Below are 23,044 nucleotides of genomic sequence, written 5' to 3' on the forward strand. Positions count from 1 at the left end.
CCTACCTCGCTCGCCACCCTCACGAGCGCGAGCAGCTCGGCGGCCTCCTGGACGCCCTCGAACGTCCCACTAACATCGCCAGCCGCTCCACCTTCGCTCGTGCCCCGCAGCTGTCCCACCAGCTCCCGCACGACCCGCGCCCCGTTCAGCGTCAGCACCGACTCGGGGTGGAACTGCACCCCAGCGAACCCGGGCCCTCGCAGCGCGTGCACCTCCCCGTTCGCCGAGCGACTGACCTCCACGCCGTGCGCGGCCAGCTCCTGACGGGCCCCTTCGTCGCAGCGCGCCACGAAGCTGTTGTAGAAACCGACCGTCTCCGGCCGCCCGAACAGATCGATCGTCGTCTGCGCCCCCTGGTAGGGCACGTCCTTCCGTACGATCTCCAGCCCCAGCTCGGCCGCGATCAGCTCGTGTCCGAGGCAGACGCCGAGGACACCGTGCGGGTGCTCACGGATGACCTCGGCGGTGAGGCTCCGCAGGAGACGCATCTTGGGATCGGTGAGGTCGGAGGGGTCACCGGGACCCGGGCCGAGCACGACCGGGCCCGCGTGCGCGAGCACCGCCTCGCGGAGCCCGTCCTCGTCGTACCGGCGGACGGTCACCTCCAGTCCGCCCGACCGCAGCACGTGCGCGAGCATCGCCGTGAAGGTGTCCTCGCCGTCGACGACCAGGGCATGTCCGGCGAGTTCCCCGGACGGCTCCTGCATCCGCAGCCAGAACGGCGCGAGCGAGGCCCGGCGCCCGTCGAGCGCCGCCTGCACGTGCGGATCGTCGGCCAGGCGCGGCCGTACGGACTCCTCGCGCGGCCGTCCCGGCCGTACGCCCAGCGCCGTCAGGACTCCCGCCGCCTTCGCGTGCGTCTCCGCGACCTCGCCCGCCGGGTCGGACCCGCGCACGAGCGTGGCACCCACCGGCACCCGCAGCCGGCCACCGGCGTCGATGTCGGCCGTGCGGATGAGGATGGGGGAGTCGAGGGTCTGGGCGCCGCCCGAGTCCCTCCCGAGGAGGGCCAGCGCACCGGCGTAGTACCCGCGCCCGCCGACCTCGTGCCGCTCGATGACCCGGCAGGCGTTCTGCACCGGGGAGCCCGTGACGGTCGCCGCGAACATGGTCTCCTTCAGCACCTCCCGCGCGTCCAGCGAGGACTTGCCGCGCAGCTCGTACTCGGTGTGCGCGAGGTGTGCCATCTCCTTCAGCCGGGGCCCGACGACGACCCCGCCCATGTCGCCGACGGTGCACATCATCTTGAGCTCTTCGTCGACGACCATCGACAGCTCCTCGATCTCCTTGCCGTCGGCGAGGAAGTCCAGCAGGTGCTCGGGCGTCGGCCCCTCGGCGGGATAGCGGTACGTGCCGCTGATCGGGTTCATGACGACCGTGCCCCCGGACATCCGCACGTGCACCTCCGGGCTCGCCCCGACCAGCGTGCGGTCGCCGGTGTGCACGACGAACGTCCAGTACGCGCCCCGCTCGCCCTCCAGCAGCCGCCGGAACAGCGCCAGCGCGTCGGACCGGCCGAACCCGGGGATCTCCCCCTCGTACGTCCGCCGGATGACGAAGTTCGCTCCCTCGCCCCGCCCGATCTCCTCCCGCAGCACGCGCCCGACGATCTCCGCGTACTCCTCGTCACCGACGTCGAAGCCGCCGCCCTCGACCCGCACGTCATGCGCCGGGAGCTGTGCCAGGGCGTCGGCGAGCGGGACGCCGTAGGACTCCACGGGTGTCAGCACCGACAGCGGTGTGCCGTCGTCGCGGACGTCGAAGCCGCGCTCGCGGATCTGCCGGAAGGGGACGAGCGCCAGGCCCTCGTCGGGGAGGTCGGCGAGGCGGTCGTACGGGGTGACCGGGCCGATGAGGACCTCGATCAGGTCGTGGTCGTGGCCCGGGGTGCGGCGGCGGAGCAGGGCGAAGGGGCGGGGCTCGTGCAGCAGCTGTGTCAGGTCCATGGTTCCTCCGTGGCTGTCGATCGACGGCGATCGATGTCGGTGAGGAGCGGACCTACGGAAAACACCGAAGGCCGCCCTCGGGCGGCCTTCGCGAAGTCTGTCGTACGCGCAGTCAGTGGGCCGCCGGATGAGCGGTCCACCACCAGGTCTGGATCGAGTGCGCGAACATGGCAGGCACCCTACCCCATGCCCGAGACCCCATGTCCGAGTCGTGTACCCCGTGTCTCAATTGCTGGGCATGGGTCAGGACGCCCGACACGACCCCGTAATGTTGAGGCCGTGACCGTGAACGCTAAGACCAGCGCGAGTGCTGGCAACACCTGGCGAGACCTGCCCGCGGCGCAGCAGCCCGAGTACCCCGACACCGAGGCTCTGCGCGCAGTCGTTGCGGACCTCGAGTCGTATCCGCCGCTCGTCTTCGCGGGCGAGTGCGACCAGCTGCGCGCCCGGATGGCGGCCGTCGCCAAGGGAGAGGCGTTCCTCCTCCAGGGCGGCGACTGCGCCGAGGCCTTCGACGCGGTGTCCGCGGACCAGATCCGCAACAAGCTCAAGACGCTGCTCCAGATGGGCGCCGTGCTGACGTACGCCGCGTCCGTGCCGGTCGTGAAGGTCGGCCGCATCGCCGGCCAGTACTCCAAGCCGCGCTCCAAGCCGACCGAGACCCGCGACGGCGTGACGCTGCCGACGTACCGGGGCGACTCCGTCAACGGCTTCGACTTCACCGAAGAGGCCCGCGTCCCGGACCCCGAGCGGCTGAAGCGGATGTACCACGCCTCGGCCTCCACGCTGAACCTGGTGCGCGCCTTCACCACCGGCGGCTACGCCGACCTGCGCCAGGTGCACGCCTGGAACCAGGACTTCGTGAAGTCGTCGCCGTCGGGGCAGCGCTACGAGCAGCTCGCCCGCGAGATCGACAACGCGCTGAACTTCATGCACGCCTGCGGGGCCGACCCCGAGGAGTTCAAGACCGTCGAGTTCTACTCCTCGCACGAGGCGCTGCTGCTCGACTACGAGTCCGCCCTGACCCGGGTCGACTCGCGCACCGGGCAGCTGTACGACGTCTCCGCGCACATGGTGTGGATCGGCGAGCGCACCCGGCAGCTGGACCACGCGCACATCGAGTTCGCCTCGAAGATCCGCAACCCGGTCGGCATCAAGCTCGGCCCGACGACCACGGCCGAGGAGGCGTTGCAGTACATCGAGCGCCTCGACCCCGAGCGCGAGCCCGGCCGGCTGACCTTCATCGTCCGCATGGGCGCCGACAAGGTCCGCGACAAGCTGCCCGAGCTGGTCGAGAAGGTCACCGCTTCCGGCGCGACGGTGGCCTGGATCACCGACCCGATGCACGGCAACACCTACGAGGCGGCCTCCGGGCACAAGACCCGCCGCTTCGACGACGTGCTCGACGAGGTGAAGGGCTTCTTCGAGGTCCACAAGGCGCTCGGCACCCACCCGGGCGGCATCCACGTGGAGCTGACCGGCGATGACGTCACCGAGTGCGTGGGCGGCGGCGACGAGATCTTCGTCGACGATCTGCACCAGCGCTACGAGACGGCCTGCGACCCGCGGCTCAACCGCAGCCAGTCGCTGGACCTGGCGTTCCTCGTGGCCGAGATGTACAGGGACCAGTAACGGGTTCGCCTGTTACCCGACATCGACTGGGGCGCGGATCACATACGATCCGCGCCCCTCTCGACTTTTGTGCCTCCCGCCCGGCGGGTAAGGTTAGGTTAGCCTCACCGATCAACGGGGACGGCGCCTTGGAACGACCCTGCCGGGAGGTGGACCGCGTGTACGTGTGCAGTTGCTTCGGGATCACCGAGCAGCAGGTCAAGCAGCACGCGGACGGTGGCGCCTGCACCCCCCGGCAGATTGCCTCCGCCTGCAAGGCCGGCACGGACTGCGGGTCGTGCGTACGCCGCATCCAGGCGATTCTGGGCAGGGGCGCGTGCCCTCGCCGTGAGATGGCCGACCGGGGGCAGCCGGTGCTCGCGGAGCTGGAAGACGCCGCTTAGAGCCGCCTAGCTCGGCTGCTCGATCTGCTGCGCGATGTACAGCGCCTCGCCGATCTTGTCGATGAGCTCCAGCTGCGTGTCCAGGTAGTCGATGTGGTGCTCCTCGTCCTCGAGGATCGACTCGAAGAGGTTCGCGGACGTGATGTCGCCCTTGCTGCGCATCACCTCGATACCGCGCTTGAGGCGGTCGATCGCCTCGACCTCGACCTGCCGGTCCGCCTGGAACATCTCGGTGACCGTCTGACCGACCCGGACATGGAAGAGCCGCTGGTAGTTGGGCAGACCGTCCAGCATGAGGATGCGTTCGGTGATCTTGTCCGCGTGTTTCATCTCGTCGATGGACTCTTCACGCGTGTACTTGGCGAGCTTGGTCCAGCCTTTGTTGTCCTGGATCCGGTAGTGCAGCCAGTACTGGTTGATCGCCGTCAGCTCGCCGGTCAACTGCTCGTTGAGGAATTCGAGGACTTCGGGGTCGCCCTGCATCGCAGAGGCTCCTTCCGCGCGGGGGGAACTGGCAGGTTGCGCCGCATGATTCCACCGGCGGCGAAGATCGTCCAGTAAGTCTTCACTTACTAAGTAAGGGCATGCTTAGTTCTAGTTGCCCTGTTTTGGGGTTGCCCCGGTCGGGGGCATCACCGGGGGTCTGTCAGGATGGAGCCATGGGTCAGCCGGTGGGACACGAATCGGGAGAAGGGCGCGATCCGGCAGGAGCGACGCATCCCGGGCTTCCGCCGGGACAGCGGGTGCAGCGCGGCTGGCCGGTCACGCACTACGGGCCCGTCCCCAAGTTCCGGCCCGAACGCTGGGAGTTCAGGGTCTTCGGCGCCACGGCGGACGGCGGCAAGCACTGCTGGACCCACGAGGAGTTCACGGCCCTGCCGTACACCACCGTCGTGGCCGATCTGCACTGCGTCACCAAGTTCAGCATGCTGGGCGCCGAGTGGGGCGGTGTCCCCGCGCGCACCATCCTCGACATCGCGCCGCCCGCCGACGACGTCACCCATGTGATGGTGTGGGCCGAGTACGGATTCAGCTCCAACCTCCGGCTGTCCGACTTCGCCTCCGAGCACGTCCTGTTCGCCACCCACAAGGACGGGGAGCTGCTCACCGCCGAGCACGGCTTCCCGCTGCGCCTGATCGTGCCCCACCTGTACGCCTGGAAGGGCCCCAAGTGGGTGCGCGGCGTGGAATACATGACCGCCGACCGGCGCGGCTTCTGGGAGGAGCGCGGCTACCACAACATCGGCGATCCGTGGCAGGAGCAGCGCTACTCCTACCAGGAGGAGCCGGGGGACGGCCCCGACCTCTGAGCCCTGCGAGGCTCTGACGCCTCCGGTGCCCGGTGCGGTCTTCAGCAGTCGCGCAGCTTCTTCAGCCGCTCCACGTCCGCCGCGTGCCCCTCCTTGCCGCCCGGCGTCTCGATGATCAGCGGTACCCCCTCGGTCGCGGGGTGCGTCATCAGGGCCCGGAACGGGTCCTCGCCGATGTGGCCGGCACCGATGTTCTCGTGCCGGTCCTTGTGCGCGCCCACCACGTCCTTGGAGTCGTTGGCGTGGATCAGCTTCAGCCGGCCCTCGCCGACCGTGTCCACCAGCAGGTCCAGCGTCTGGTGCATGCCGGACGGGCCGGTCAGGTCGTGCCCGGCGGCGAAGATGTGGCAGGTGTCCAGGCACACGCCCAGCATCGGATGCGCGTCCAGCGCCTCGAAGTACGGGCCGAAGTCCCAGGTCCGCGAGCACAGGGAGGCGCCCTGGCCGGCGGTCGACTCCAGCAGCAGATACGGGGCGTCGTCGTGGGTCAGCTCGTCGAGCAGCGGCAGCAGACGCTCCCGGACCTGCTTCAGCGCCACCGACCGCTCCCGGCCGCCGGTCGCGCTGCCGGTGTGCACGACCACGCCCAGCGCCCCGATCTCCCGTCCGCGGCGCAGCGAGTGCCGCAGCGACTCCACCGACCGCTCCGCGGTCGCCTCGGTGTGCGAGCCGAAGTTGATCAGGTAGGGGGCGTGCACGTACGCCGGGATCGACTCGGCCTCGCACGCGGCGCGGAACGCCTCGTCCTGCTTCGGATTACCGGCCGGAGTGGCCCAGCCGCGCGGGTTGGCGACGAAGACCTGGACGGTCTCGGCCTTCAGGTCACGGGCGTAGGCCAGACCGACGGAGTGGAGCCCGCCGGCCACGGGGACGTGGCCGCCCACGGGGTTGCGGGAGGGGCCGGACAGCTGATGATTCACCCGTTCAGGGTGTCACGCGCCCGGCCCAGCCCTGTCCACGGGCTCCCCGTCCGGTCCCTCACCTGATCTTGATGGTGATCGTCGAGCCCTTGGGCGCGGTCTCGCCGCCCTTCACGGACTGGTCCTTCACCGTGTCCCCGAACAGGCCGAGCAGTCCGCGGTCCTCGTCGACCTGGAACCCGGCGCCCTCCAGCTCCCGAGTGGCGTCGTCGACGCTGTCCCCGACCACGTCCGGGACCTCGATCATCTCGGGGCCCTTGGACACCGTCAGCGTCACCGTGTCGCCCTCGGCCGCCCGGCCGCCGGGGTTCGGGCTCTGCCGGGCGACCTGGCCCTTGTCGAACTCGGAGGAGGTGATCCGCTCGGTGGCGACCTTCACCTTGAGACCGGCGTCCGTCAGCTCGGCCCTGGCGTCGGCCAGGTCGTCACCGGTGACGTCGGGGATGTCGATGGGGCTGCCCTTGCTGACGACGAGCGCGACCGCCGAGCCCGCGCGCACCTTCGTGCCGTCCGCCGGCCGCGCGGAGATCACCGAGCCCCTGGGCACGTCCTCGCTGAACTCCCGGGTGACCATGCCCGGCTCCAGACCGTCCTCCTTCAGCAGCGACCGCGCCTTGTCCAGCCGCTGGCCCTCCAGGGCGGGCACCCGCACGTTCTCGGGGCCGTCGGAGATGGTGAGGGACACCGAGTCGTTGCCGCGGATGCGCGTCCCGGCCTTCGGGTCGCTGCTGATGACCGTGCCACGCTTCACGGTGTCGCTGTAGGCGTGCTCCACCTTGCCGAGCTCCAGCCCGGCGTCCGCCAGCCGGTCCTCGGCCTGCGCCTGCGTCTTCGCCAGCAGCGGGGGGACCTCGGTGAACTGGCCCGAATTGACGTACCAGATGCCGGTGCCGAGCCCGAGCACGAGCAGGACGGCGACGACGATCGCCATGGGGCCGCGCCGGGATCCCGAGCGGCGCCGGGACGGCGGGGGCGGCGGGGACTCGAAGCGGCTGGTGCGGTTGTGCGCGGCCGCGGAGCCCTCCTCGTCCTCGTTGACGGGCAGCGGGCGCGGTGTGGCAAGCGCCCGCGGGATCACGCTCGTACGGTCGTCCGCGTTGACGTGGTCCGCCGCGAGCGCCTGCGGCGGCACCGCGTCCAGCTGCTCCGCGGTCAGCCGGCCGCGCCCGTCGCGGACCTGCGCGAGCAGCGCCACCGCGTCGTGCGGGCGGATCTCCGGGGTGCGGGCGGTCGCCGAGGCCACCATCGCGTCCAGCTCGTACGCCAGACCGGGCACGGTGGCCGAGGGCGGCGGGACGTCCTCGTGCAGATGCTTGTAGAGGATCACGGCCGGGGAGTCCCCGTCGTGCGGCTTGTCGCCGGTGAGCATCTCGTACAGCATCACGCCGCACGCGTACACGTCGACGCGGGGGTCGGCGGTGCCGTTCTCTATCTGCTCGGGGGCGAGGTACGAGACCGTGCCGAGGACGGTGCCGGTGGTGTTCGTCACCGTGTCGACGGCCCGTACGAGGCCGAAGTCGGCGACCTTGACCCGGCCGTCGTCCCCTATCAGGACGTTCTCGGGCTTCATGTCCCGGTGCACGAACCCGGCCCGGTGCGCGGCGCCCAGCGCGGCCAGCACCGGCTCCAGGATGTCCAGGGCGGCACGCGGCTGCAGGGCCCCGCGCTCGCGCAGCACGTCCCGCAGGGTGCAGCCCGCGACGTACTCCATGGCGAGGTAGACGTAACCGCCGTCGGTGCCCTGGTCGAAGACCTGCACCACGTTCGGGTGAGCCAGCCGGGCGACCGACTTCGCCTCGCGGATGAACCGCTCGACGAACGAGCCGTCGACCGCGAGCGAGGGGTGCATCACCTTGAGCGCGAGGACCCGGTCGAGCCGGGTGTCCACGGCCCGGTAGACCGTGGCCATCCCGCCGACCGCGATCCGCGCGTCGATGCGATACCGGCCGTCGAGCACCTGCCCGACCAAGGGGTCCTGAAGGGTCGTGTCCACGCAGGCGAGTGTACGAGCCGCGACTGACAGCTCTCGCGCCCCGGCCATTTTCGGGTCACGACTGAAGCGGACCTGTGACGTGGGTCCACTTAGCTGCGGGCAGTCGTGCCGTTAGGGGCGTCACGGGTGGGCGCAGCGGCACTCCGCACCGCCGGGCTGCGAAACGCCCCGCCCTCAGCACCAACGCCGGGTCACTGAAAAGCAGGCCGCTCAGGATCCAACGCAGCGATGCCCTCAACCGGCGAAGACGCCTGCGCGAAATGCCGCCGAGGAATACGCCCAGCCCGATAAGCCAACCTCCCCGCCTCAACCGCGTTCCTCATGGCGGCAGCCATCAGCACCGGCTCCCGCGCCCGCGTCACCGCCGAGGCGAGCATCACACCCGCACACCCCAGCTCCATCGCCAACGCCGCGTCCGACGCCGTACCGGCCCCCGCGTCCAGAATCACCGGCACACGCGCGTGCTCGACGATCAGCTGGAAGTTGTGCGGATTGCGAATGCCCAGCCCGGAGCCGATCGGCGAACCGAGCGGCATGATCGCCGCGCAACCCACGTCCTCCAGCTTCCGCGCCAGCACGGGGTCGTCATTGGTGTACGGCAGCACCGTGAACCCGTCGTCGACCAGCGTCTCGGCCGCCTCCAGCAGCTCGATCGGGTCCGGCAGCAGCGTGCGCTCGTCGGCGATGACCTCCAGTTTGATCAGGTCCGTGCCGAGGGCCTCGCGCGCGAGACGGGCCGTGAGGACGGCCTCGCCGGCGGTGAAGCAGCCCGCCGTGTTGGGCAGGACACGGATGCCGAGCTTGTCGAGGACGGACAGCACCGAGCCGTGCACCGAGGCGTTCACCCGGCGCATCGCGACCGTCGTCAGCTCCGTCCCGGACGCGACCAGCGACCGTTCCAGCACGTCGAGGCTGGGCGCCCCGCCCGTACCCATGATCAGGCGGGACGTGAAGGACGTACCACCGAGGACAAACGGATCGTCGGCCATGGTCAGCCTCCTTGGACGGCGGTGAGGACTTCCACGCGGTCACCCTCGGTCAGGGGCGTGGACGGCCACTGCGCGCGCGGGACGACGGTTTCGTTCAGGGCGGCGGCCACACCGGACGGCGCGGCGGTGAGGGACTTCACGACGGTGTCGAGAGCCGTACCGGGCCGGACCTCCCGGGGCTCCCCGTTGACGGAGATGTTCATGCGGGCTGCTCCGTGAGTGCGGTGGCGGTGCTGAAGCGCTTCGGCGTGAAGGGACGGGCCTCCTCGGGGAGCTCGCCCGTCGCCAGGACGTGCGCCATGGCGTCGCCGGTGACCGGCGTGAGCAGGACGCCGTTGCGGTAGTGCCCGGTGGCCAGCAGCAGTCCCTCCAGCCCGGTCGGGCCGAGCAGGGGCGCGTTGTCGGGGGAGCCGGGGCGCAGTCCGGCCCGGGTCTCGGTGAGCGGCAGCTCGGTGATGCCCGGCACCAGCTCGTGCGCGTCGCGCAGCAGTTCGTACACGCCGCCCGCCGTCACGGTGGTGTCCCAGCCCATCTCCTCGCTGGTCGCCCCGACGACCAGCTCGCCGCTCTCGCGCGGTACCAGGTAGACGTGGCTGCCGCGCACGACCGCGCGCACGGTGCGGTTCAGGAAGGGCCCGTGCCGCCGCGGCATGGTCAGCCGTACGACCTGCCCCTTCACCGGCCGCACGGGGGGCAGCGCATCCTCCGGGACGCCCGCGAGCCGCCCGCTGAGGCTGCCCCCGGCCAGGACGACCTGCCCGGCCTCCAGCGGAGTGCCGTCGTCCGTGACGGCGCCCGTGGCCCGGTCCCGCGCGACGGTGAGCCGCTCCGCCCACGCCCGGTGGAAGACCACACCGGCCCGTTCACACGCGGTGACCAGCGCCCCGGCCAGCCGCCGCGGATCGATCTGATGGTCCCCGTCGACCCGCAGCCCCCCGCGCACGCCCGGCGCGAGCATCGGCTCCAGGCGACGGCACTCCCGCCCCGACAGCCACTGCGACTCCAGGCCCGACTGCTGCTGCAGAGTGTGCAGTTCGCGCAGATGGGCGCGGTCGTCGGCGTCAAGGGCCACGGCGAGCGTGCCGCACCGGCGGTAGCCGAGGTCGTGGCCGGTCTGCTCGGTCAGCTCGGCCACGAAGTCCGGATAGCGCCGGGCGGAGGCCAGATTCAGCCCGAGCAGGGTCTGCTCGCCGTAGTGCAGTTCCGTGACGGCGGCCAGCATCCCGGCCGCCACCTGTGCGGCCCCGCCGCCCGGCTCCGGGTCCACCACGGCCGTGGCGAGCCCGCGCTGCGCGGACCGCCACGCGGTGACCAGGCCGATGATCCCGCCCCCGATGACGAGGACGTCTGACGTGCGCGTACGCGACATGGGCGTCCAGCCCCTCCCTTCGCCGGCATGACCCGGATCAGGTTCGTACGGTCGGAGGCCGCCAGCCTCCCTCTCAGCCCGGTGCGTCCGGGCTCCCGCGAGTGCATTGCGTTGGCCACCCACCCTAGCCCGCTGCCGTGTGCCGCAGTAAGGGAGCCACCCCACGTCCCGCTCCCGCGACGGCCGGGTCCTCGCCCCGGTCGCGTGTGCAGCAGGTCACTGGGTATGAGCACTGACTGACAAAATGTCAGTTGTCTATGGTGATCAGGTGAGCGAGCAGACGCAGGAACCAGGTTCGTCCGCGCCCCGGCGCGTGGTCGTGGCGGGCGCGGGGATGGCCGGTGTCCAGACCGCGGTCGCCTTGCGCGAGCAGGGCTTCACCGGCACCGTGAGCCTGCTCGGCGCCGAACCCCACCAGCCCTACGACCGGCCCCCCTTGTCCAAGGCCGTCCTGCTCGGCAAGGCCGAGGGCTCCGCCTTCGACGTCGACTTCGAGGCCCTGGGCATCGAGCTGCGGCTCGGCTGCGAGGTGCGGGGCCTGCGACCGGGCGACCACGAGCTGGACACCGAGGACGGGCCCGTGCCGTACGACGTCCTGGTCGTCGCGACCGGTGCCGAACCGATCCGGCTGCCCGGGGCGGAGGGCGTGCCGGGCGTCCATCTGCTGCGCACCCTGGACGACGCAGAGCGGCTGCGGCCGGTGCTGGCCGGACGGCACGACATCGTGGTCGTCGGCGCCGGCTGGATCGGCGCGGAGTTCGCCACGGCCGCGCGTGAGGCGGGCTGCGCGGTGACCGTCGTGGAGGCCGCCGAACGGCCCCTCGCCGGGGCCCTGCCCGCCGAGGTCGCCGCGCCGATGGCCCGCTGGTACGCCGACGCGGGCGCCGTGCTGCGGACGCACGCGCGCGTGGAGCGCGTGGAGCCCGGCACGGTGGTTCTCGACGACGGCGCGCGGCTGCCCGCGGACGCGGTCGTCGTCGGCATCGGCGCGCGTCCGGCCACGGCCTGGCTGGCCGGCTCCGGGATCGAGCTGGGCACGCACGGCGAGATCGTGGCCGACCAGCACCTGCGTGCGTCGGTGCCCGACGTGTACGCGGTCGGCGACTGCGCCTCCTTCCCCTCGGGCCGGTACGGCGAGCGCCTGCTGGTGCACCACTGGGACAACGCCCTCCAGGGGCCGCGCACGGTCGCCGTGAACATCGTCGGCCGGGCCTCGGGGAAGACCCCCGCGGTCTACGACCCCGTGCCGTACTTCTGGTCGGAGCAGTTCGGGCGGTTCGTGCAGTACGCCGGGCACCACGCGGCCGCCGACACGACCCTGTGGCGGGGCGACCCGGCCGGACCGGCCTGGACGGTCTGCTGGCTGCGCGGCGACCGGCTCGTCGCGCTGCTGGCGGTGGGCCGTCCCCGGGACCTGGCGCAGGGCCGCCGCCTGATCGAGTCGGGCACGCCGATGAATCCGGCGTTGCTGACGGACCCGGCGAGGCCGTTGAAGGCGGCCACGGCGTAGCTCGGACGGCGCGCGGGTCCGCCCAGGTGGGCGGGCCCGGCTTCCGACTGTCAGTGGGGGATGGCAGGCTGGTTTCCGTGACCGAGATTGACGCAAAGATCGATGCTCTCGTCCCTGCCTGGCTCACCCTCCCCGACATCGCCGAACAGTTCGGCGTCGAGGTGACGCGCGTGCGGCAGCTGGTCAAGGAGGGCCAGCTCATCGCCGTACGCCGCGGTGAGAACCGCGCACTGCACGTCCCCGCGGCCTTCATCGACGGGGACAAGGTCGTCAAGGGCCTGGCCGGAACCCTGACGCTCCTGCGGGACGACGGCTTCACGGTCGAAGAGATGCTGGAGTGGCTCTTCACCCCCGACCCGAGCCTGCCCGGTACGCCGGCACAGGCCCTGAGCGAGAACCGCGGCACGGAGGTGAAGCGCCGAGCCCAGGCGCTCGCGGTCTGACCCGACCACGACCGAACAACGGTCCGGTGCCGCATGCGCGGGACCGGACCCGAACAACCGCCCGGTGTGTGGGCCGGGGCCCGCGGACGACCCGTGGGGCCCGGCCACGGGATGGCCTGTGCCCGGCAGGAGCGCGGGCGCCGGAGTCACCGGAGCGGGGACTCTCTGCGGCCGGGGCCGCGCGCCGTGCGCAGGGGCGCCGTGCCGCCCGCCCGCACGGACGCGGGGGCCCGGGCGCTTCGTCCTGCCGGCGGCACGGGTGCGCCTCGAGCCGGTACGCCACCACAGGCGCACCCGCACCCGTGCGCGACCATGGTGTACCCGCACCCGACAGCGCGAGGACGCACCCGCACCCGCACACCACCAACACCAGGGGGACGACGCATGGCCGCCACCACCCGCACCACCGCCCGCGCCCAGCTCGCCGACGCCCGGGTCTACCTCTGCACCGACGCGCGCAAGCGGCAGGGCGATCTCGTGGAGTTCCTGGACGCCGTGCTGGCCGGCGGGGTCGACATCGTGCAGTTGCGGGACAAGGGCATGGAGGCGGCCGAGGAGCTGGAGCACCTGGCCGTCTTCGCCGACGCCTGTGCCCGGCACGGCAAGCTGCTCGCGGTCAACGACCGCTCCGACGTCGCCCACGCCGCCGGCTCCGACGTGCTGCATCTCGGCCAGGGCGACCTCCCCGTCGCCGCGGCCCGCGCGATCCTCGGCGACGACGTCCTGATCGGCCGCTCCACGCACGCGGACTCCGAGGCCGCCGCGGCCGCCGTCCAGGACGGTGTGGACTACTTCTGCACCGGCCCCTGCTGGCCCACCCCCACCAAGCCCGGCCGGCACGCCCCCGGCCTGGACCTCGTCCGGTACACCGCCGCCCTCGGCACCGACCGGCCCTGGTTCGCCATCGGCGGCATCGACCTCGGCAATCTCGACCAGGTCGTGGAAGCGGGGGCCCGGCGTGCCGTCGTCGTACGGGCGATCACCGAGGCCGACGACCCGGGCGCGGCGGCGGCCGCATTCGCGAAGAGGCTGCGGGAGCAGCCGGTGACCGGTTCGTAGGCCCGTTTGTCCAAGGGATGGACAACAAGTGCACAAATCGGGCCAAAGTTCGGTGCCCGGTTGGGGGACCGACCGCCCCTGACTAACCTGCCGGTATGGCCCTCGGCACCGCATCCATCAGATCGGACCACGCGCGCACCGTCCGTGACCTGCTCGCGACCGGCAAAACGACGTACTCGTTCGAGTTCTACGCCCCGAAGACCCCGAAGGGCGAGCGGAACCTGTGGAACGCGCTGCGCCGGGTCGAGGCCGTGGCACCCGACTTCGTCTCCGTGACCTACGGCGCGGGCGGCTCCACCCGCGCGGGCACGGTCAAGGCGACCGAGGCGATCGCCTCCGACACCACCCTCACGCCCATCGCGCACCTCACGGCGGTCGACCACTCCGTGGCCGACCTGCGCAACATCATCGGCCAGTACGCCGACGCCGGGATCCGCAACATGCTCGCCCTGCGCGGCGACCCGCCCGGCGACCCGATGGGCGACTGGGTACCGCACCCCCGGGGCCTCGCCTACGCCGCCGAACTCGTCGAGCTGATCAAGGCGTCCGGCGACTTCTGCGTGGGCGTCGCCGCCTTCCCGGCGATGCATCCGCGCTCCACCGACTGGGACACCGACGTCCGCCACTTCGTCGACAAGTGCCGTGCGGGCGCGGACTACGCCATCACGCAGATGTTCTTCCACCCGGAGGACTACCTCCGGCTGCGCGACCGCGTCTCGGCCGCCGGCTGCGACACCCCGATCATCCCCGAGGTCATGCCGATCGCCAGCGTGCGCTCGCTGGAGCGGATCGGGTCCCTCACCAACGCCGCGTTCCCGGCCGCCCTGAAAGAGCGGATCCTCACAGCAAAAGACGATCCGGCCGCTGTACGCTCCATTGGTATCGAATTCGCCACGGAGTTCTGTGCGCGGCTGCTCGCCGAGGGAGTGCCCGGCTTGCACTTCATCACGCTCAACAACTCCACGGCGACGCTGGAAATCTACGAGAACCTGGGCCTGCACCACCGACCGCAGGCCTAGACCGTTCGCACCGGTATACGACACACTGCGTTGCGGCGACTGGGAGAGGGGCGTACATGGGCTGGGCGGTCCTCTACATCGCGTTCGGCATCGTCGCGCTGTGGCTGCTGGGCGAGGTGCTGTTGCAGTACAAGGCGCGGCTGCGCTGGCGGCTGCTGGCCTTCGTCGGTTTCCTCGGTGTCGTGGTGGGTGTGCTGATCCCGTCCGTCATCGTGATCGGGCTGGGCGCGGCCGCCTTCGCGGTCGGGCAGACGTACGTCACCCTGTCGTTCCGCAGCGGCTTCTCGTCCGGGTGGGCGATGAACGCGCCGATGCTGGGCGGCGGCAAGAGCCGCCGCGGTGAGCGCGGCCGTCAGGAGCCGAGCCTGGAGGTCTCCGGCATGGAGGCGGCCGACGGCGGCTACGGCGACGAGGGCGCCGACTACCGCCGCGACACCACCGCCCCCGCCTACGGCCAGGACGACGACTACGACCGCGACGACGTCTTCACCCCGTCGCGCCCGGTGCAACCGACGGCCGCCGAGACCACCGCCGTCTACGAGCCGCAGCCCGTGCCCGACGACACCGGCTCCTACGGCGTGTACGGCGACACCGGCTACCAGCAGGGCCCGTCCCAGGACCAGTACGCCGCCGCGGCCCAGGGCACCGACCAGCCCTATGCCTACGACTACTCGGGCTACGGCCAGCAGCAGGGCTACGACGCCACGGACCAGCAGCAGTACGCCGCCTACTCCGACCCGTACATCGGCACGCCGACCTACGGCGGGGCCTCGTACGACACCTCCTACGGCGACCAGCAGTACTACGCCCAGCAGGGCTACGGCCAGGACCAGTACGCCGGCACCTACGGCGGCGAGACCCCGCCCGGCGGCGTGTGGGTCCCGCAGCAGCGCACCACCGACGAGTACGGCCAGGAGCTGCCGCCGGAGCAGCAGTCCTACCCGTACCAGGGCAACGGGCAGCAGCAGACGCCGCAGCAGCAGACGCCCGGAAACGGCTTCGACGAGCAGTACCGTTTCTGAAGCCTGAACGCCGCTGGGGCGGCGAGCTCACTGAGAGCCCCGGAACTCCGGTCCCTCCACGATCAGTCCCGCCACCAGCGCACCCGACATACCCGCGTGCGGCAGACCGCCGCCGGGATGCGCCCAGCCGCCGACGGTGAACAGACCGGGCACGCGCGTGCTGTTGGACGGATGCAGCAGACGCCCCCCGTCCGCCGCCAGGGCGGGCACCGGCACCGCCCCGCCCTGCGCGCCCGTGGCCTCGGCGATGTCGGCCGGGGTGCGCACCTCGTGCCAGAGGAGGCGGTCGCGCAGATCCGGTACGGCGCGTTCGGCGACCATGATCATGTTCTCGGCGAGGGCGTCGCTGGGCTCGCCGGGCCGGGCGGGCACCACCGTCGTGAGCGTGACCGCCTCGTGGTCCGGGTCCGGGACCAGTTCCAGGTCGTCGGGCCGCAGGACCGTGACCGTGGGACGCGGGTTCTGCGCCGCCGTGCCGAACAGGGCGTCCAACTCGGCCTCGCGGTCCGCCGCGTGGACCACCGTGCGATGTGCCGTGCCCTCGGGGCGGGCGCCGCGCAGGGCGAGCAGCACCGTGACCCGGCTCGCCGCCGCGGGCTGCGGCGGCACGTCGCCGTCACCTCGCACCACGGCCTGTGCCGACAGCCGGTCCAGCGCGCCGGGCGCGACACCGGCGACGACGAAGTCCGCCTCCGCGACCGTGCCGTCGGCGAGTTCCACCCCCGAGGCGCGGCCGTCCTTCTCCAGCACCCCGGTCACGTCGGCGCCGAAACGGAACTCGACTTTTCGGGCCACGCACCGCTCGTACACCGCGCGGGCCAGCTCGCGCAGGCCGCCGCGCACGTACCAGATGCCGAAGGCGTGCTCCATGTAGGGCAGCACGGCCGCGCTCGCCGGAGTCGTCCGGGGGTCCAGGCCGTACGCCAGGGCGTGGCTCTCCAGGAGGGCGGTGAGCCGGGCGTCCCGCAGCTCCCAGGCGCCGACCTCGGCGAGCGTGCCGGCCCGGCGGGTGCGCAGCAGCCGCTTGTGAGGCACCGCCGGGTACGGCTCACGCGCGGCCAGCACCTGCCAGTTCGGCCACAGCGGCTCCTCCAGGAGGGGGCGGCGCGTGCGGTCCCAGGCCTCGCGGGCCCGCACCAGGAAGTCCCCCCACCGCTTCCCCGCCCCGGCGCCGAGCGCCTCGTCCAGGGCCGTCACGACGCCCGCGCGCGAGGCGTTCGGCAGTGAGACCCGGGTGCCGTCCGCGAAGACGTGCCGGGACGAGGGGTCGACCTGGACCAGGTCGACGCAACGCTCCAGCGGCTCCTTGCCCGTCTTGACGAACAGGTCGCGGTAGACGGCGGGCAGCGGCAGCAGGCCGGGGCCGGTGTCGAAGGAGAACCCCTCGCGCTCGAAGCGGCGCAGCGCTCCGCCGTAGGTGTCCGTCCGCTCGTACACCACCACCCGGTGGCCCGCGACGGCCAGCCGGGCCGCCGCCGCCATGGCGCCCATCCCGGCGCCGATCACCGCAATCCGTGCCATGCCAGGGACTTTATCGGCCCCCACTGACAGCCCCCGCCGAGAGCCCCCGCGGTGGGCTCCGAGTACGGGCGCGGAGGTGATCGTGACCAGTCGGGCACGGAGCGTCCTGGGGCCGCGTGCGCAGGGCTGAGTACGTGTACCTAGTGGGGGAGTTGAGTACGCGCGCGGATGGGAGACGACCTGCGAGAACGAGAGAGTGGAGGCACGGAGAGGGGGCACGGCCCCGGTACCGGCGACACGGGGCGCCGGAACGGGACCGGGCCCGCGATCCGCTCCTTCCGCCGACGGTGTCGGCGGGAGCGAGGCACGGGGGAGAACCGGGGGACGACCGAACGGGGGTCCTGCGGGGGGACGTACGGGGGAGCAGGAAAACGGGGGAGCACGGAAGGCGCCGGTTCGAGGTGGCCCGCGGGGGACGCGGCCACGGCGGACCGGCGCCTTCACGTCTGCGTTCGGGTGCCTTCGGCGGCAGCGCTCAGGGGGTGTCCTCAGCGGCAGCCGCTCACCCGCCCCTGGAGCAGCCGGGACAACGCCGCGTGGACGTCGTCCAGGGAGCGCTCCGGCTGGAAGGACTTCCAGTCCAGCGCGGCCACCAGGACCATGCCGACCAGCGCGGCCGCCGTCAGCGGGACGTCGATCTCGTCGCTGAACTCGCCGCCCGCCACGCCCGCGCGCAGCACGTCCTCCACGACCGCGACGGCCTGCTGCCGGACCACCATCAGCGTCGACTGCCAGGCCCGGTTCGTGCGCCACAGCTCGGCCACGTACAGCTGCGTGAAGGCCGGGTAGCGGTCGATGAAGACCAGCCCAGCGCGGATCATCGCGTCCAGGGCGTCGACCTTGGTGCCGCCTTCCCGGGCGGTCGGCTCGGCCGCTTCCCGCAGGGAGGCGGTGAGGAGGCCGACCCCGTGCCGCAGCAGTTCCTCGAAGAGGACGGACTTGCTCGCGAAGTTGTAGTAGACCGTGCCCTTGGCGACTCCGGCACGCTCGGCGATCTCGTCCACGGTCGTGGCGGAGAAGCCCTGCTCGGCGATGAGCGTGACGGCCGCCTCGTAGAGCTTCTGCCGGGTGGCCTCGCGGCGCGTGCTGCCGCCCGACGCGGCACTGCTGCTTTCCATGGCCCTGATTGTCACAGGAACCTTTCCGGGGGATGTCACCGAAGGGCTCACAGGGGAGGCCGAAGGGTTCACCGGGGAGGTCGCCGAAGGGCTCACAGGGTCAGCTCCGGGTGCAGCCGGTCCAGCGTCCACACCTGGCGGCGGCGGGCCGCCACGGCGGTCAGCGCGAGGGCGCCGGCGGTGAACGCCGTCAGCACCACGCACGCGTGCCACACCGGTTCCAGACCACCGCCCGTGATGAGCCTGCGCAGCGCCTCGACGACGTAACTCATGGGCAGGAACGGGTGGAGCGCGTTGAAGAAGCCGGGGCTGGTCTGCACGGGGTAGGTGCCGCCCGCCGAGGTCAGCTGGAGCATCAGCAGGGCGAGGACGAGGATCCGGCCCGCCGCACCGAAGCGCGCGTTCAGCCACTGCACGATCGCCGCGAAGCACGCCGTCACCAGGAACAGGAAGCCCACCGTCCCGGCCGCCCGCGCCATCTCCAGACCGACCGCCCAGTGCAGCACCGACATCAGGGCCACCGTCTGGAGCACCCCGATCGCCACCACCGGCAGCCAGCCGGCCAGCGCGATCCGCCATGCCGGGGCACCCGCTGCGAGCGCGCGCCGGTTCATCGGCGTGATCAGCATGTAGGCCACCATCGCGCCCACCCACAGGGACAGCGGAATGAAGTACGGGGCGAACCCGGTGCCGTAGTTGGGCGCTTTGTGCAGGTCCTGGGAGGCGAGCCGCACGGGGTCGGCCATGACCTCGGTGCGCCGGTCGCGGTCCTGCTTGTCGTAGTCGGGGATGCGCTCCGCCCCGTCGTGCAGCCCGCCGGCGAGCTTGCCGGAGCCGTCGACGAGTTTGAACATGCCGCCGCTGAGGTCGTCCGCGCCCGTCTTGAGCCGGCCGACGCCCTTGTTCAGGTCGACGGCACCGGTCTTGGCCGTGCCGAGCCCCTTGTGCAGCTTCTTCGCACCAGCGGCGACCTCGGCCGCCCCGTCGTTCAGCTTGTTGATCTTCTTGACGGCGTCGTCGAGGTCTTCGGAGAGGTGCGGCGCACGCTCGGCGAGGGCCTGGGACTGCTTCTGGAGGGTGGCGAGGTTCTTGTCCAGCTTCGCCAGATCGCCGTTGTGGTCCGCGATCAGCGTGTTGACGTCGTCGGCGATGAGGGCCGCGTCGGCCGCCGCCTCCTTGGCCTTCTTCAGGTCGGCACAGGCGGCATCGGGCAGCACGGGGTCCTCGCAGCGCCTGGCGTAGACGCCGTTCAGCGTGTCCGACGCCGTACGGGCGCCCTTGGCCGCGGTCGGAGCCCTCTTCGCCAGGGTGTCCAGGTGCTTGCGGATCACACCGGAGGAGTCGGCGACGAGCCGGGCCGTGTCACCGATGGTCTGCTCGTTGCCCTTCAGGAAGGGGCGGACCTTGCCGGCGGTTCCGTTGATCTTGTCGGCGAGCTTCTGCGTGCCGTCCGCGACCTGCTTCGAGCCGTCCTCCAGGTCGTCCGCGCCCGTGTGGAGCTTCTTCAGGCCCGTGGACAGCTTGCCGCTGCCGTCCTTGGCGTCCCTCAGGCCGTCGGCGAGGTCCTTGGAGCCCTTCTCGGCCTTGCCGATGCCGCCCTTGAGCTGGTCGGCGCCCTTCGCCGCCTTCACGGTCTTGCCGTGGATGTCGGAGAACGAGACGAAGATCTTGTCCAGGAAGGACCGCGACGTCTTCGTGGACGCGGCCTGGCGCACCTCGCTGAACACCGTCCGGGAGATCTGCCCGACGATGTAGTTGTTCGCGTCGTTGGTGCGCACCTGGAGGGCGCCGGTCTCCGGGGAGTTCCCGGAGTTGGAGGCGATCCGCTCGCTGAAGTCGGCCGGCATGGTGAGCGACAGGTAATAGGTGCCGTCCTCGACACCCCTGCGGGCCTCGGCGGCGCTCACCTCCCGCCAGTCGAAGGTCTTGCTGTCGTGCAGGCCCTTGGTGATGTCGTCGCCCGCCGTGATCTCCTTCCCGTCGGCGGTCGCCCCCTTGTCGTCGTTCACGAGCGCCACGGGGATACGGTCCAGACGGCCGTACGGGTCCCAGAACGACCACAGGTACAGCGCGCCGTACAGCAACGGCAGCACCAGCAGCGCGACCAGCGCGGCGCGCGGCAGCTTGCCCCGGCCGAAGCGGCGGAGCTCAAGCGCGGCGAGTTTCGGCGAGCGCATCGGCCTTCTCCTCTCCCTGACCGGCCTCTTCGCCCTCGGCGGCCTGGTGATCGTCGCTGTCGTCCTGGTTCTCCTGGCCGACCTGGTTCCTGGCGTCCTGGTCCTCCCGGGCGTCCTGGCTCTCCTCGGTGGACACCCTGACGGCGCCCTCCGGGGCCTCGCTGCACACCGCCACGACCGTCGTCCCGGCGTCGGCGAGGGACCTGAGCAGGGACCAGACCTCGTCCCGCTCGCCGTCGGAGAGCTTGAGGTCGGTGTCGTCCACCCCGAGCAGCCGGGGCCGGCCGACGAGCGCGAGGGCGATGGACAGCCGCAGCGCCTCCAGGCGCTCCAGATCGCGTACGGAGGTACGGGGCCCCTTGGGCAGCGCCTCCAGGTCGAGGCCGGCGGCGGCCAGTGCCGCGTCGACGCGCTGCCCGGCCTCGGCCGCCCGCTCGCCGCGGGGGCGCAACAGCCCGCGCAGGGAGTCACCGAACCGCCGCTGGAGCAGCGCCCGTTCCCGCAGGTGCTCACCGACGGTCAGGGCCGGGTCGAGCTCGCTGACCCCGGGCACATGGGCCAGGGCGCTGACCCGGCGCACCGCCGACAGCTGCTTGGGCAGCCTGGCCTCGCCGACCGTGGCCGCGCCCTCCGCGATCTTCATGCGCCCCGTCAGCGCGAGCAGCAGGCACGTACGGCCGGACCCGGACGGCCCCTCGACCGCGACGAGCGATCCCGGCTCGGCGTCGACGGAGATCCCGCGGAACGCCCACCCGCGCGGCCCTTTGACCCCAAGGCCCGCGGCGGCGACCCGCGCCCCTCCCCCTCGTTCCCCCACGAGTCTCCCTCGATCTTCGGAGAATTTGAACTGACTGGTCAGTGCAAAAACTACTCCGCACCTACGATCGAAGCAAAACAGCAGGTCAGAACGGATTGTCAGTGCCATACCTCACGATGGGTCACATACGGCACTCCTCACCGGACGTGCCGTCACACAGACGACAGGAGGTTCGTCATGGCCAGCTACCACGCAGCAGCCGCCCGCCGGCGCCGTGCCACCGGCCCTGCCCCCTCACTGACCGGACCGGCGAGCGACGTGCACCCCGTGCTGCGCCGGGCCACGGCCCCGCCCGCCGCCCTCGACCTGCTCGCCCAGGCCCACGCCGCCCTCGACGAGGCCGCCGTCCTGGAGACACCGAACGAGCGCTACGCGACGGCCCACCTAGCCGCCCTCCGCACCGCCGCCGCCGTACTCGCCGCCCGGGGCCGCCCGGAGACCTCACCCCGGGCCCGGGCCAAGATCAGGAGCGCCTGGGAAGTGCTCCCCGAGATCGCGCCCGAACTGTCCGAGTGGAGCGCCCTGTTCGCCTCCGGTGCCCGGCGTCGCGCCCGGGCCGAGGCGGGCATCCGGGACGCGGCCAGCAGCCGGGACGCCGACGACCTGATACGGGACGTGGCGATGTTCCTCCGCCTCGTCGAGCGCATGCTGGTCCTCCAGCCGGTCCTCCCGCAGCCCCGCCCGGACCAGGACCAGCCGGAGCGGCCGGGGGAGGGGCGGGACATGCCGGACGCGGGCTGAGCGGCCCCGGCGGCGCGGGCCCGCCCGGTCGGACCGAGGCGTGTCCGGGTGAGCACCGGCCCAGGCCGGCAGGCCTGCCGGAGGCAATAGGGCCCGGCCTGCCGAAGGCAATAGGGTGGGGGACGCCTGAAGTCTTCCCTCCCCCTCGCCGGGGCCGGGGGAGACGCCCCGTTCGCTCCGCCGCGCAAGAGGCGGTGCCGCGCCGAGGAGTCAACTGCCGTGTCGGACCCGATGCGCCCCCGCGCCTCACTCCGTACCGCCGTGGTCTGGGAGGTCCTCCAGGACGCCCTGGACCGCCGGGTCAAGGCCACGGGTCGGGAGTCGCTGGACGTCCTCGACACCGGAGGCGGCAGCGGCAACTTCGCGGTGCCCGTCGCCCGTCTCGGCCACCGGGTCACCGTCGTCGACCCCAGCCCCAACGCGCTGTTCGCCCTGGAGCGCCGCGCCGCCGAGGCGGGAGTCGCCGACCGGGTGAAGGGCGTGCAGGGCGACGCCCACGGCCTCTTCGACGTGGCCGAGCGCGGTGGCTACGACGCGGTGCTGTGCCACGGCGTCCTGGAGTATGTGGACGACCCGGCCGAGGGTGTCCGCAACGCGGTGGCCGCCCTGCGCCCGGAGGGCGTCCTCAGCCTGCTCGCCGCCGGTCTCGGCGGTGCCGTGCTGGCCCGTGCCCTCGCCGGGCACTTCAAGGAGGCCCGGCAGGCGCTCGACGACCCGAACGGTCGATGGGGCACGGGTGACCCCGTCCCGCGCCGCTTCACCGCCGAACAGCTCACCGGGCTGGTCGAGGGCGCGGGCCTGCGTGTCGGCGCCGTGCACGGCGTGCGGGTCTTCGCCGACCTCGTGCCCGGCGTCCTCGTCGACACCGAGCCTGGCGCCCTGGAGGCGCTGCTGAAGCTGGAGGAGGCAGCCGCCGAGCTTCCCGCCTTCCACTCGGTGGCCACGCAGCTTCATGTGCTGGGTGAAACAACTGAGACTCCTGGGACTGACGAGGCAAACGAGGCTGGTGGGTCTGCCGAGGCCTGAGGCCCCTGGTGGGGTACCGCCGCTGATCAGCGCCTTGGCTGTGCATGGA

At 72.0% G+C, this 23,044-nt stretch carries 22 protein-coding genes and 1 riboswitch; of the genes, 10 read left to right on the plus strand and 12 right to left on the minus strand.

Annotated features, from left to right (window positions below):
• Positions 1–1,946 (minus strand): anthranilate synthase family protein (locus ABZ192_RS04100; protein ID WP_356922972.1); only part of this gene is annotated, 1,946 nt, incomplete at its 3' end.
• A gap of 112 nt (positions 1,947–2,058) precedes the next feature.
• Positions 2,059–2,148, minus strand: coding sequence for a trp operon leader peptide (locus ABZ192_RS04105; RefSeq protein WP_356922973.1), 90 nt, complete (start codon positions 2,146–2,148; stop codon positions 2,059–2,061).
• A 77-nt stretch (positions 2,149–2,225) separates the two neighbouring features.
• Between ABZ192_RS04105 and ABZ192_RS04110 the strand changes: the two genes are divergently transcribed.
• Entirely contained in the window at positions 2,226–3,578 is a 1,353-nt protein-coding gene (locus tag ABZ192_RS04110) for a class II 3-deoxy-7-phosphoheptulonate synthase (RefSeq protein WP_356922974.1), read from the plus strand.
• A 149-nt stretch (positions 3,579–3,727) separates the two neighbouring features.
• Positions 3,728–3,961: a (2Fe-2S)-binding protein gene (locus tag ABZ192_RS04115; RefSeq protein WP_020272981.1), complete on the plus strand. Its 234-nt coding sequence runs from the start codon at positions 3,728–3,730 to the stop codon at positions 3,959–3,961.
• Between the two features lie 6 nt (positions 3,962–3,967).
• Here the strand turns inward: ABZ192_RS04115 and bfr are convergent, their stop codons facing one another.
• The gene (gene bfr / locus ABZ192_RS04120; protein WP_020272982.1) at positions 3,968–4,444 is read right to left on the minus strand and encodes a bacterioferritin; all 477 of its coding nucleotides are present in this window, start codon (positions 4,442–4,444) and stop codon (positions 3,968–3,970) included.
• 176 nt (positions 4,445–4,620) lie between these two features.
• On the opposite strand from bfr, the gene ABZ192_RS04125 reads away from it, so the two are divergent.
• Positions 4,621–5,271: a sulfite oxidase-like oxidoreductase gene (locus ABZ192_RS04125; RefSeq protein WP_356922975.1), complete on the plus strand. Its 651-nt coding sequence runs from the start codon at positions 4,621–4,623 to the stop codon at positions 5,269–5,271.
• 41 nt (positions 5,272–5,312) lie between these two features.
• Here ABZ192_RS04125 and ABZ192_RS04130 read toward each other — a convergent pair whose 3' ends face one another.
• The 5 genes from ABZ192_RS04130 to thiO all read right to left on the minus strand — a co-directional run bounded on the left by ABZ192_RS04130 (position 5,313) and on the right by thiO (position 10,542).
• Positions 5,313–6,191 (minus strand): deoxyribonuclease IV, encoded by an 879-nt coding sequence (locus ABZ192_RS04130; protein ID WP_356922976.1) that lies wholly within the window; start codon positions 6,189–6,191, stop codon positions 5,313–5,315.
• 58 nt (positions 6,192–6,249) lie between these two features.
• Positions 6,250–8,184: a Stk1 family PASTA domain-containing Ser/Thr kinase gene (gene pknB / locus ABZ192_RS04135; RefSeq protein ID WP_356922977.1), complete on the minus strand. Its 1,935-nt coding sequence runs from the start codon at positions 8,182–8,184 to the stop codon at positions 6,250–6,252.
• Between the two features lie 191 nt (positions 8,185–8,375).
• A complete protein-coding gene (locus ABZ192_RS04140) occupies positions 8,376–9,173 on the minus strand; it encodes a thiazole synthase (protein ID WP_356922978.1) in 798 nt (265 codons plus the stop codon).
• A gap of 2 nt (positions 9,174–9,175) precedes the next feature.
• Complete coding sequence (thiS, locus tag ABZ192_RS04145; RefSeq protein ID WP_356922979.1) at positions 9,176–9,376, minus strand: sulfur carrier protein ThiS; 201 nt, start codon at positions 9,374–9,376, stop codon at positions 9,176–9,178.
• On the minus strand, positions 9,373–10,542 hold the full coding sequence (thiO, locus tag ABZ192_RS04150; protein ID WP_356922980.1) for a glycine oxidase ThiO: 1,170 nt from the start codon (positions 10,540–10,542) through the stop codon (positions 9,373–9,375). The genes thiS and thiO overlap by 4 nt, the downstream gene beginning before the upstream one ends.
• Positions 10,540–10,651, minus strand: a riboswitch (TPP riboswitch). It overlaps the preceding gene by 3 nt.
• Positions 10,652–10,810: 159 nt before the next feature.
• On the opposite strand from thiO, the gene ABZ192_RS04155 reads away from it, so the two are divergent.
• The 5 genes from ABZ192_RS04155 (at position 10,811) to ABZ192_RS04175 (ending at position 15,595) form a co-directional block, all read left to right on the plus strand.
• Complete coding sequence (locus ABZ192_RS04155; protein ID WP_356922981.1) at positions 10,811–12,052, plus strand: FAD-dependent oxidoreductase; 1,242 nt, start codon at positions 10,811–10,813, stop codon at positions 12,050–12,052.
• A 77-nt stretch (positions 12,053–12,129) separates the two neighbouring features.
• A complete protein-coding gene (locus ABZ192_RS04160) occupies positions 12,130–12,495 on the plus strand; it encodes a helix-turn-helix domain-containing protein (protein WP_184982857.1) in 366 nt (121 codons plus the stop codon).
• A gap of 384 nt (positions 12,496–12,879) precedes the next feature.
• On the plus strand, positions 12,880–13,554 hold the full coding sequence (thiE, locus tag ABZ192_RS04165; RefSeq protein WP_356922982.1) for a thiamine phosphate synthase: 675 nt from the start codon (positions 12,880–12,882) through the stop codon (positions 13,552–13,554).
• 95 nt (positions 13,555–13,649) lie between these two features.
• Entirely contained in the window at positions 13,650–14,573 is a 924-nt protein-coding gene (gene metF / locus ABZ192_RS04170) for a methylenetetrahydrofolate reductase [NAD(P)H] (RefSeq protein ID WP_356922983.1), read from the plus strand.
• A 56-nt stretch (positions 14,574–14,629) separates the two neighbouring features.
• A complete protein-coding gene (locus ABZ192_RS04175; RefSeq protein WP_356922984.1) occupies positions 14,630–15,595 on the plus strand; it encodes a hypothetical protein in 966 nt (321 codons plus the stop codon).
• Between the two features lie 27 nt (positions 15,596–15,622).
• Here ABZ192_RS04175 and ABZ192_RS04180 read toward each other — a convergent pair whose 3' ends face one another.
• The 4 genes from ABZ192_RS04180 to ABZ192_RS04195 form a co-directional block, all read right to left on the minus strand.
• Positions 15,623–17,116 carry an NAD(P)/FAD-dependent oxidoreductase gene (locus ABZ192_RS04180; RefSeq protein ID WP_356922985.1) on the minus strand — a complete coding sequence of 498 codons (1,494 nt, stop codon included), beginning with the start codon at positions 17,114–17,116 and terminating at the stop codon, positions 15,623–15,625.
• Between the two features lie 488 nt (positions 17,117–17,604).
• A complete protein-coding gene (locus tag ABZ192_RS04185; RefSeq protein ID WP_356922986.1) occupies positions 17,605–18,234 on the minus strand; it encodes a TetR/AcrR family transcriptional regulator in 630 nt (209 codons plus the stop codon).
• A 92-nt stretch (positions 18,235–18,326) separates the two neighbouring features.
• Positions 18,327–20,411, minus strand: a complete 2,085-nt coding sequence (locus ABZ192_RS04190; protein ID WP_356922987.1) for a YhgE/Pip domain-containing protein — start codon at positions 20,409–20,411, stop codon at positions 18,327–18,329.
• Positions 20,383–21,228, minus strand: coding sequence for an ATP-binding cassette domain-containing protein (locus tag ABZ192_RS04195; protein WP_356922988.1), 846 nt, complete (start codon positions 21,226–21,228; stop codon positions 20,383–20,385). Before ABZ192_RS04195 ends, ABZ192_RS04190 begins: the two co-directional genes overlap by 29 nt.
• A 177-nt stretch (positions 21,229–21,405) precedes the next feature.
• Here ABZ192_RS04195 and ABZ192_RS04200 point away from each other — a divergent pair, with 177 nt between their 5' ends.
• Both ABZ192_RS04200 and ABZ192_RS04205 read left to right on the plus strand, forming a co-directional pair.
• Complete coding sequence (locus tag ABZ192_RS04200) at positions 21,406–21,969, plus strand: SAV_6107 family HEPN domain-containing protein (RefSeq protein WP_356922989.1); 564 nt, start codon at positions 21,406–21,408, stop codon at positions 21,967–21,969.
• A 219-nt stretch (positions 21,970–22,188) separates the two neighbouring features.
• Positions 22,189–22,995, plus strand: coding sequence for a methyltransferase (locus ABZ192_RS04205; RefSeq protein ID WP_356922990.1), 807 nt, complete (start codon positions 22,189–22,191; stop codon positions 22,993–22,995).
• Positions 22,996–23,044 lie beyond the last annotated feature (49 nt).

This window comes from Streptomyces sp. NPDC006235 (assembly GCF_040613735.1).
Taxonomy (GTDB): domain Bacteria; phylum Actinomycetota; class Actinomycetes; order Streptomycetales; family Streptomycetaceae; genus Streptomyces.

Excerpts from the sequence above, each read along its gene's own strand:
- ABZ192_RS04105 (WP_356922973.1), bottom strand. The coding sequence starts at position 2,148 with ATGGGGTCTCGGGCATGGGGTAGGGTGCCTGCCATGTTCGCGCACTCG.
- bfr (WP_020272982.1), bottom strand. The coding sequence starts at position 4,444 with ATGCAGGGCGACCCCGAAGTCCTCGAATTCCTCAACGAGCAGTTGACC.
- ABZ192_RS04125 (WP_356922975.1), top strand. The coding sequence starts at position 4,621 with ATGGGTCAGCCGGTGGGACACGAATCGGGAGAAGGGCGCGATCCGGCA.
- ABZ192_RS04140 (WP_356922978.1), bottom strand. The coding sequence starts at position 9,173 with ATGGCCGACGATCCGTTTGTCCTCGGTGGTACGTCCTTCACGTCCCGC.
- thiS (WP_356922979.1), bottom strand. The coding sequence starts at position 9,376 with ATGAACATCTCCGTCAACGGGGAGCCCCGGGAGGTCCGGCCCGGTACG.
- thiO (WP_356922980.1), bottom strand. The coding sequence starts at position 10,542 with ATGTCGCGTACGCGCACGTCAGACGTCCTCGTCATCGGGGGCGGGATC.
- thiE (WP_356922982.1), top strand. The coding sequence starts at position 12,880 with ATGGCCGCCACCACCCGCACCACCGCCCGCGCCCAGCTCGCCGACGCC.
- metF (WP_356922983.1), top strand. The coding sequence starts at position 13,650 with ATGGCCCTCGGCACCGCATCCATCAGATCGGACCACGCGCGCACCGTC.
- ABZ192_RS04175 (WP_356922984.1), top strand. The coding sequence starts at position 14,630 with ATGGGCTGGGCGGTCCTCTACATCGCGTTCGGCATCGTCGCGCTGTGG.
- ABZ192_RS04180 (WP_356922985.1), bottom strand. The coding sequence starts at position 17,116 with ATGGCACGGATTGCGGTGATCGGCGCCGGGATGGGCGCCATGGCGGCG.
- ABZ192_RS04185 (WP_356922986.1), bottom strand. The coding sequence starts at position 18,234 with ATGGAAAGCAGCAGTGCCGCGTCGGGCGGCAGCACGCGCCGCGAGGCC.
- ABZ192_RS04190 (WP_356922987.1), bottom strand. The coding sequence starts at position 20,411 with ATGCGCTCGCCGAAACTCGCCGCGCTTGAGCTCCGCCGCTTCGGCCGG.
- ABZ192_RS04200 (WP_356922989.1), top strand. The coding sequence starts at position 21,406 with ATGGCCAGCTACCACGCAGCAGCCGCCCGCCGGCGCCGTGCCACCGGC.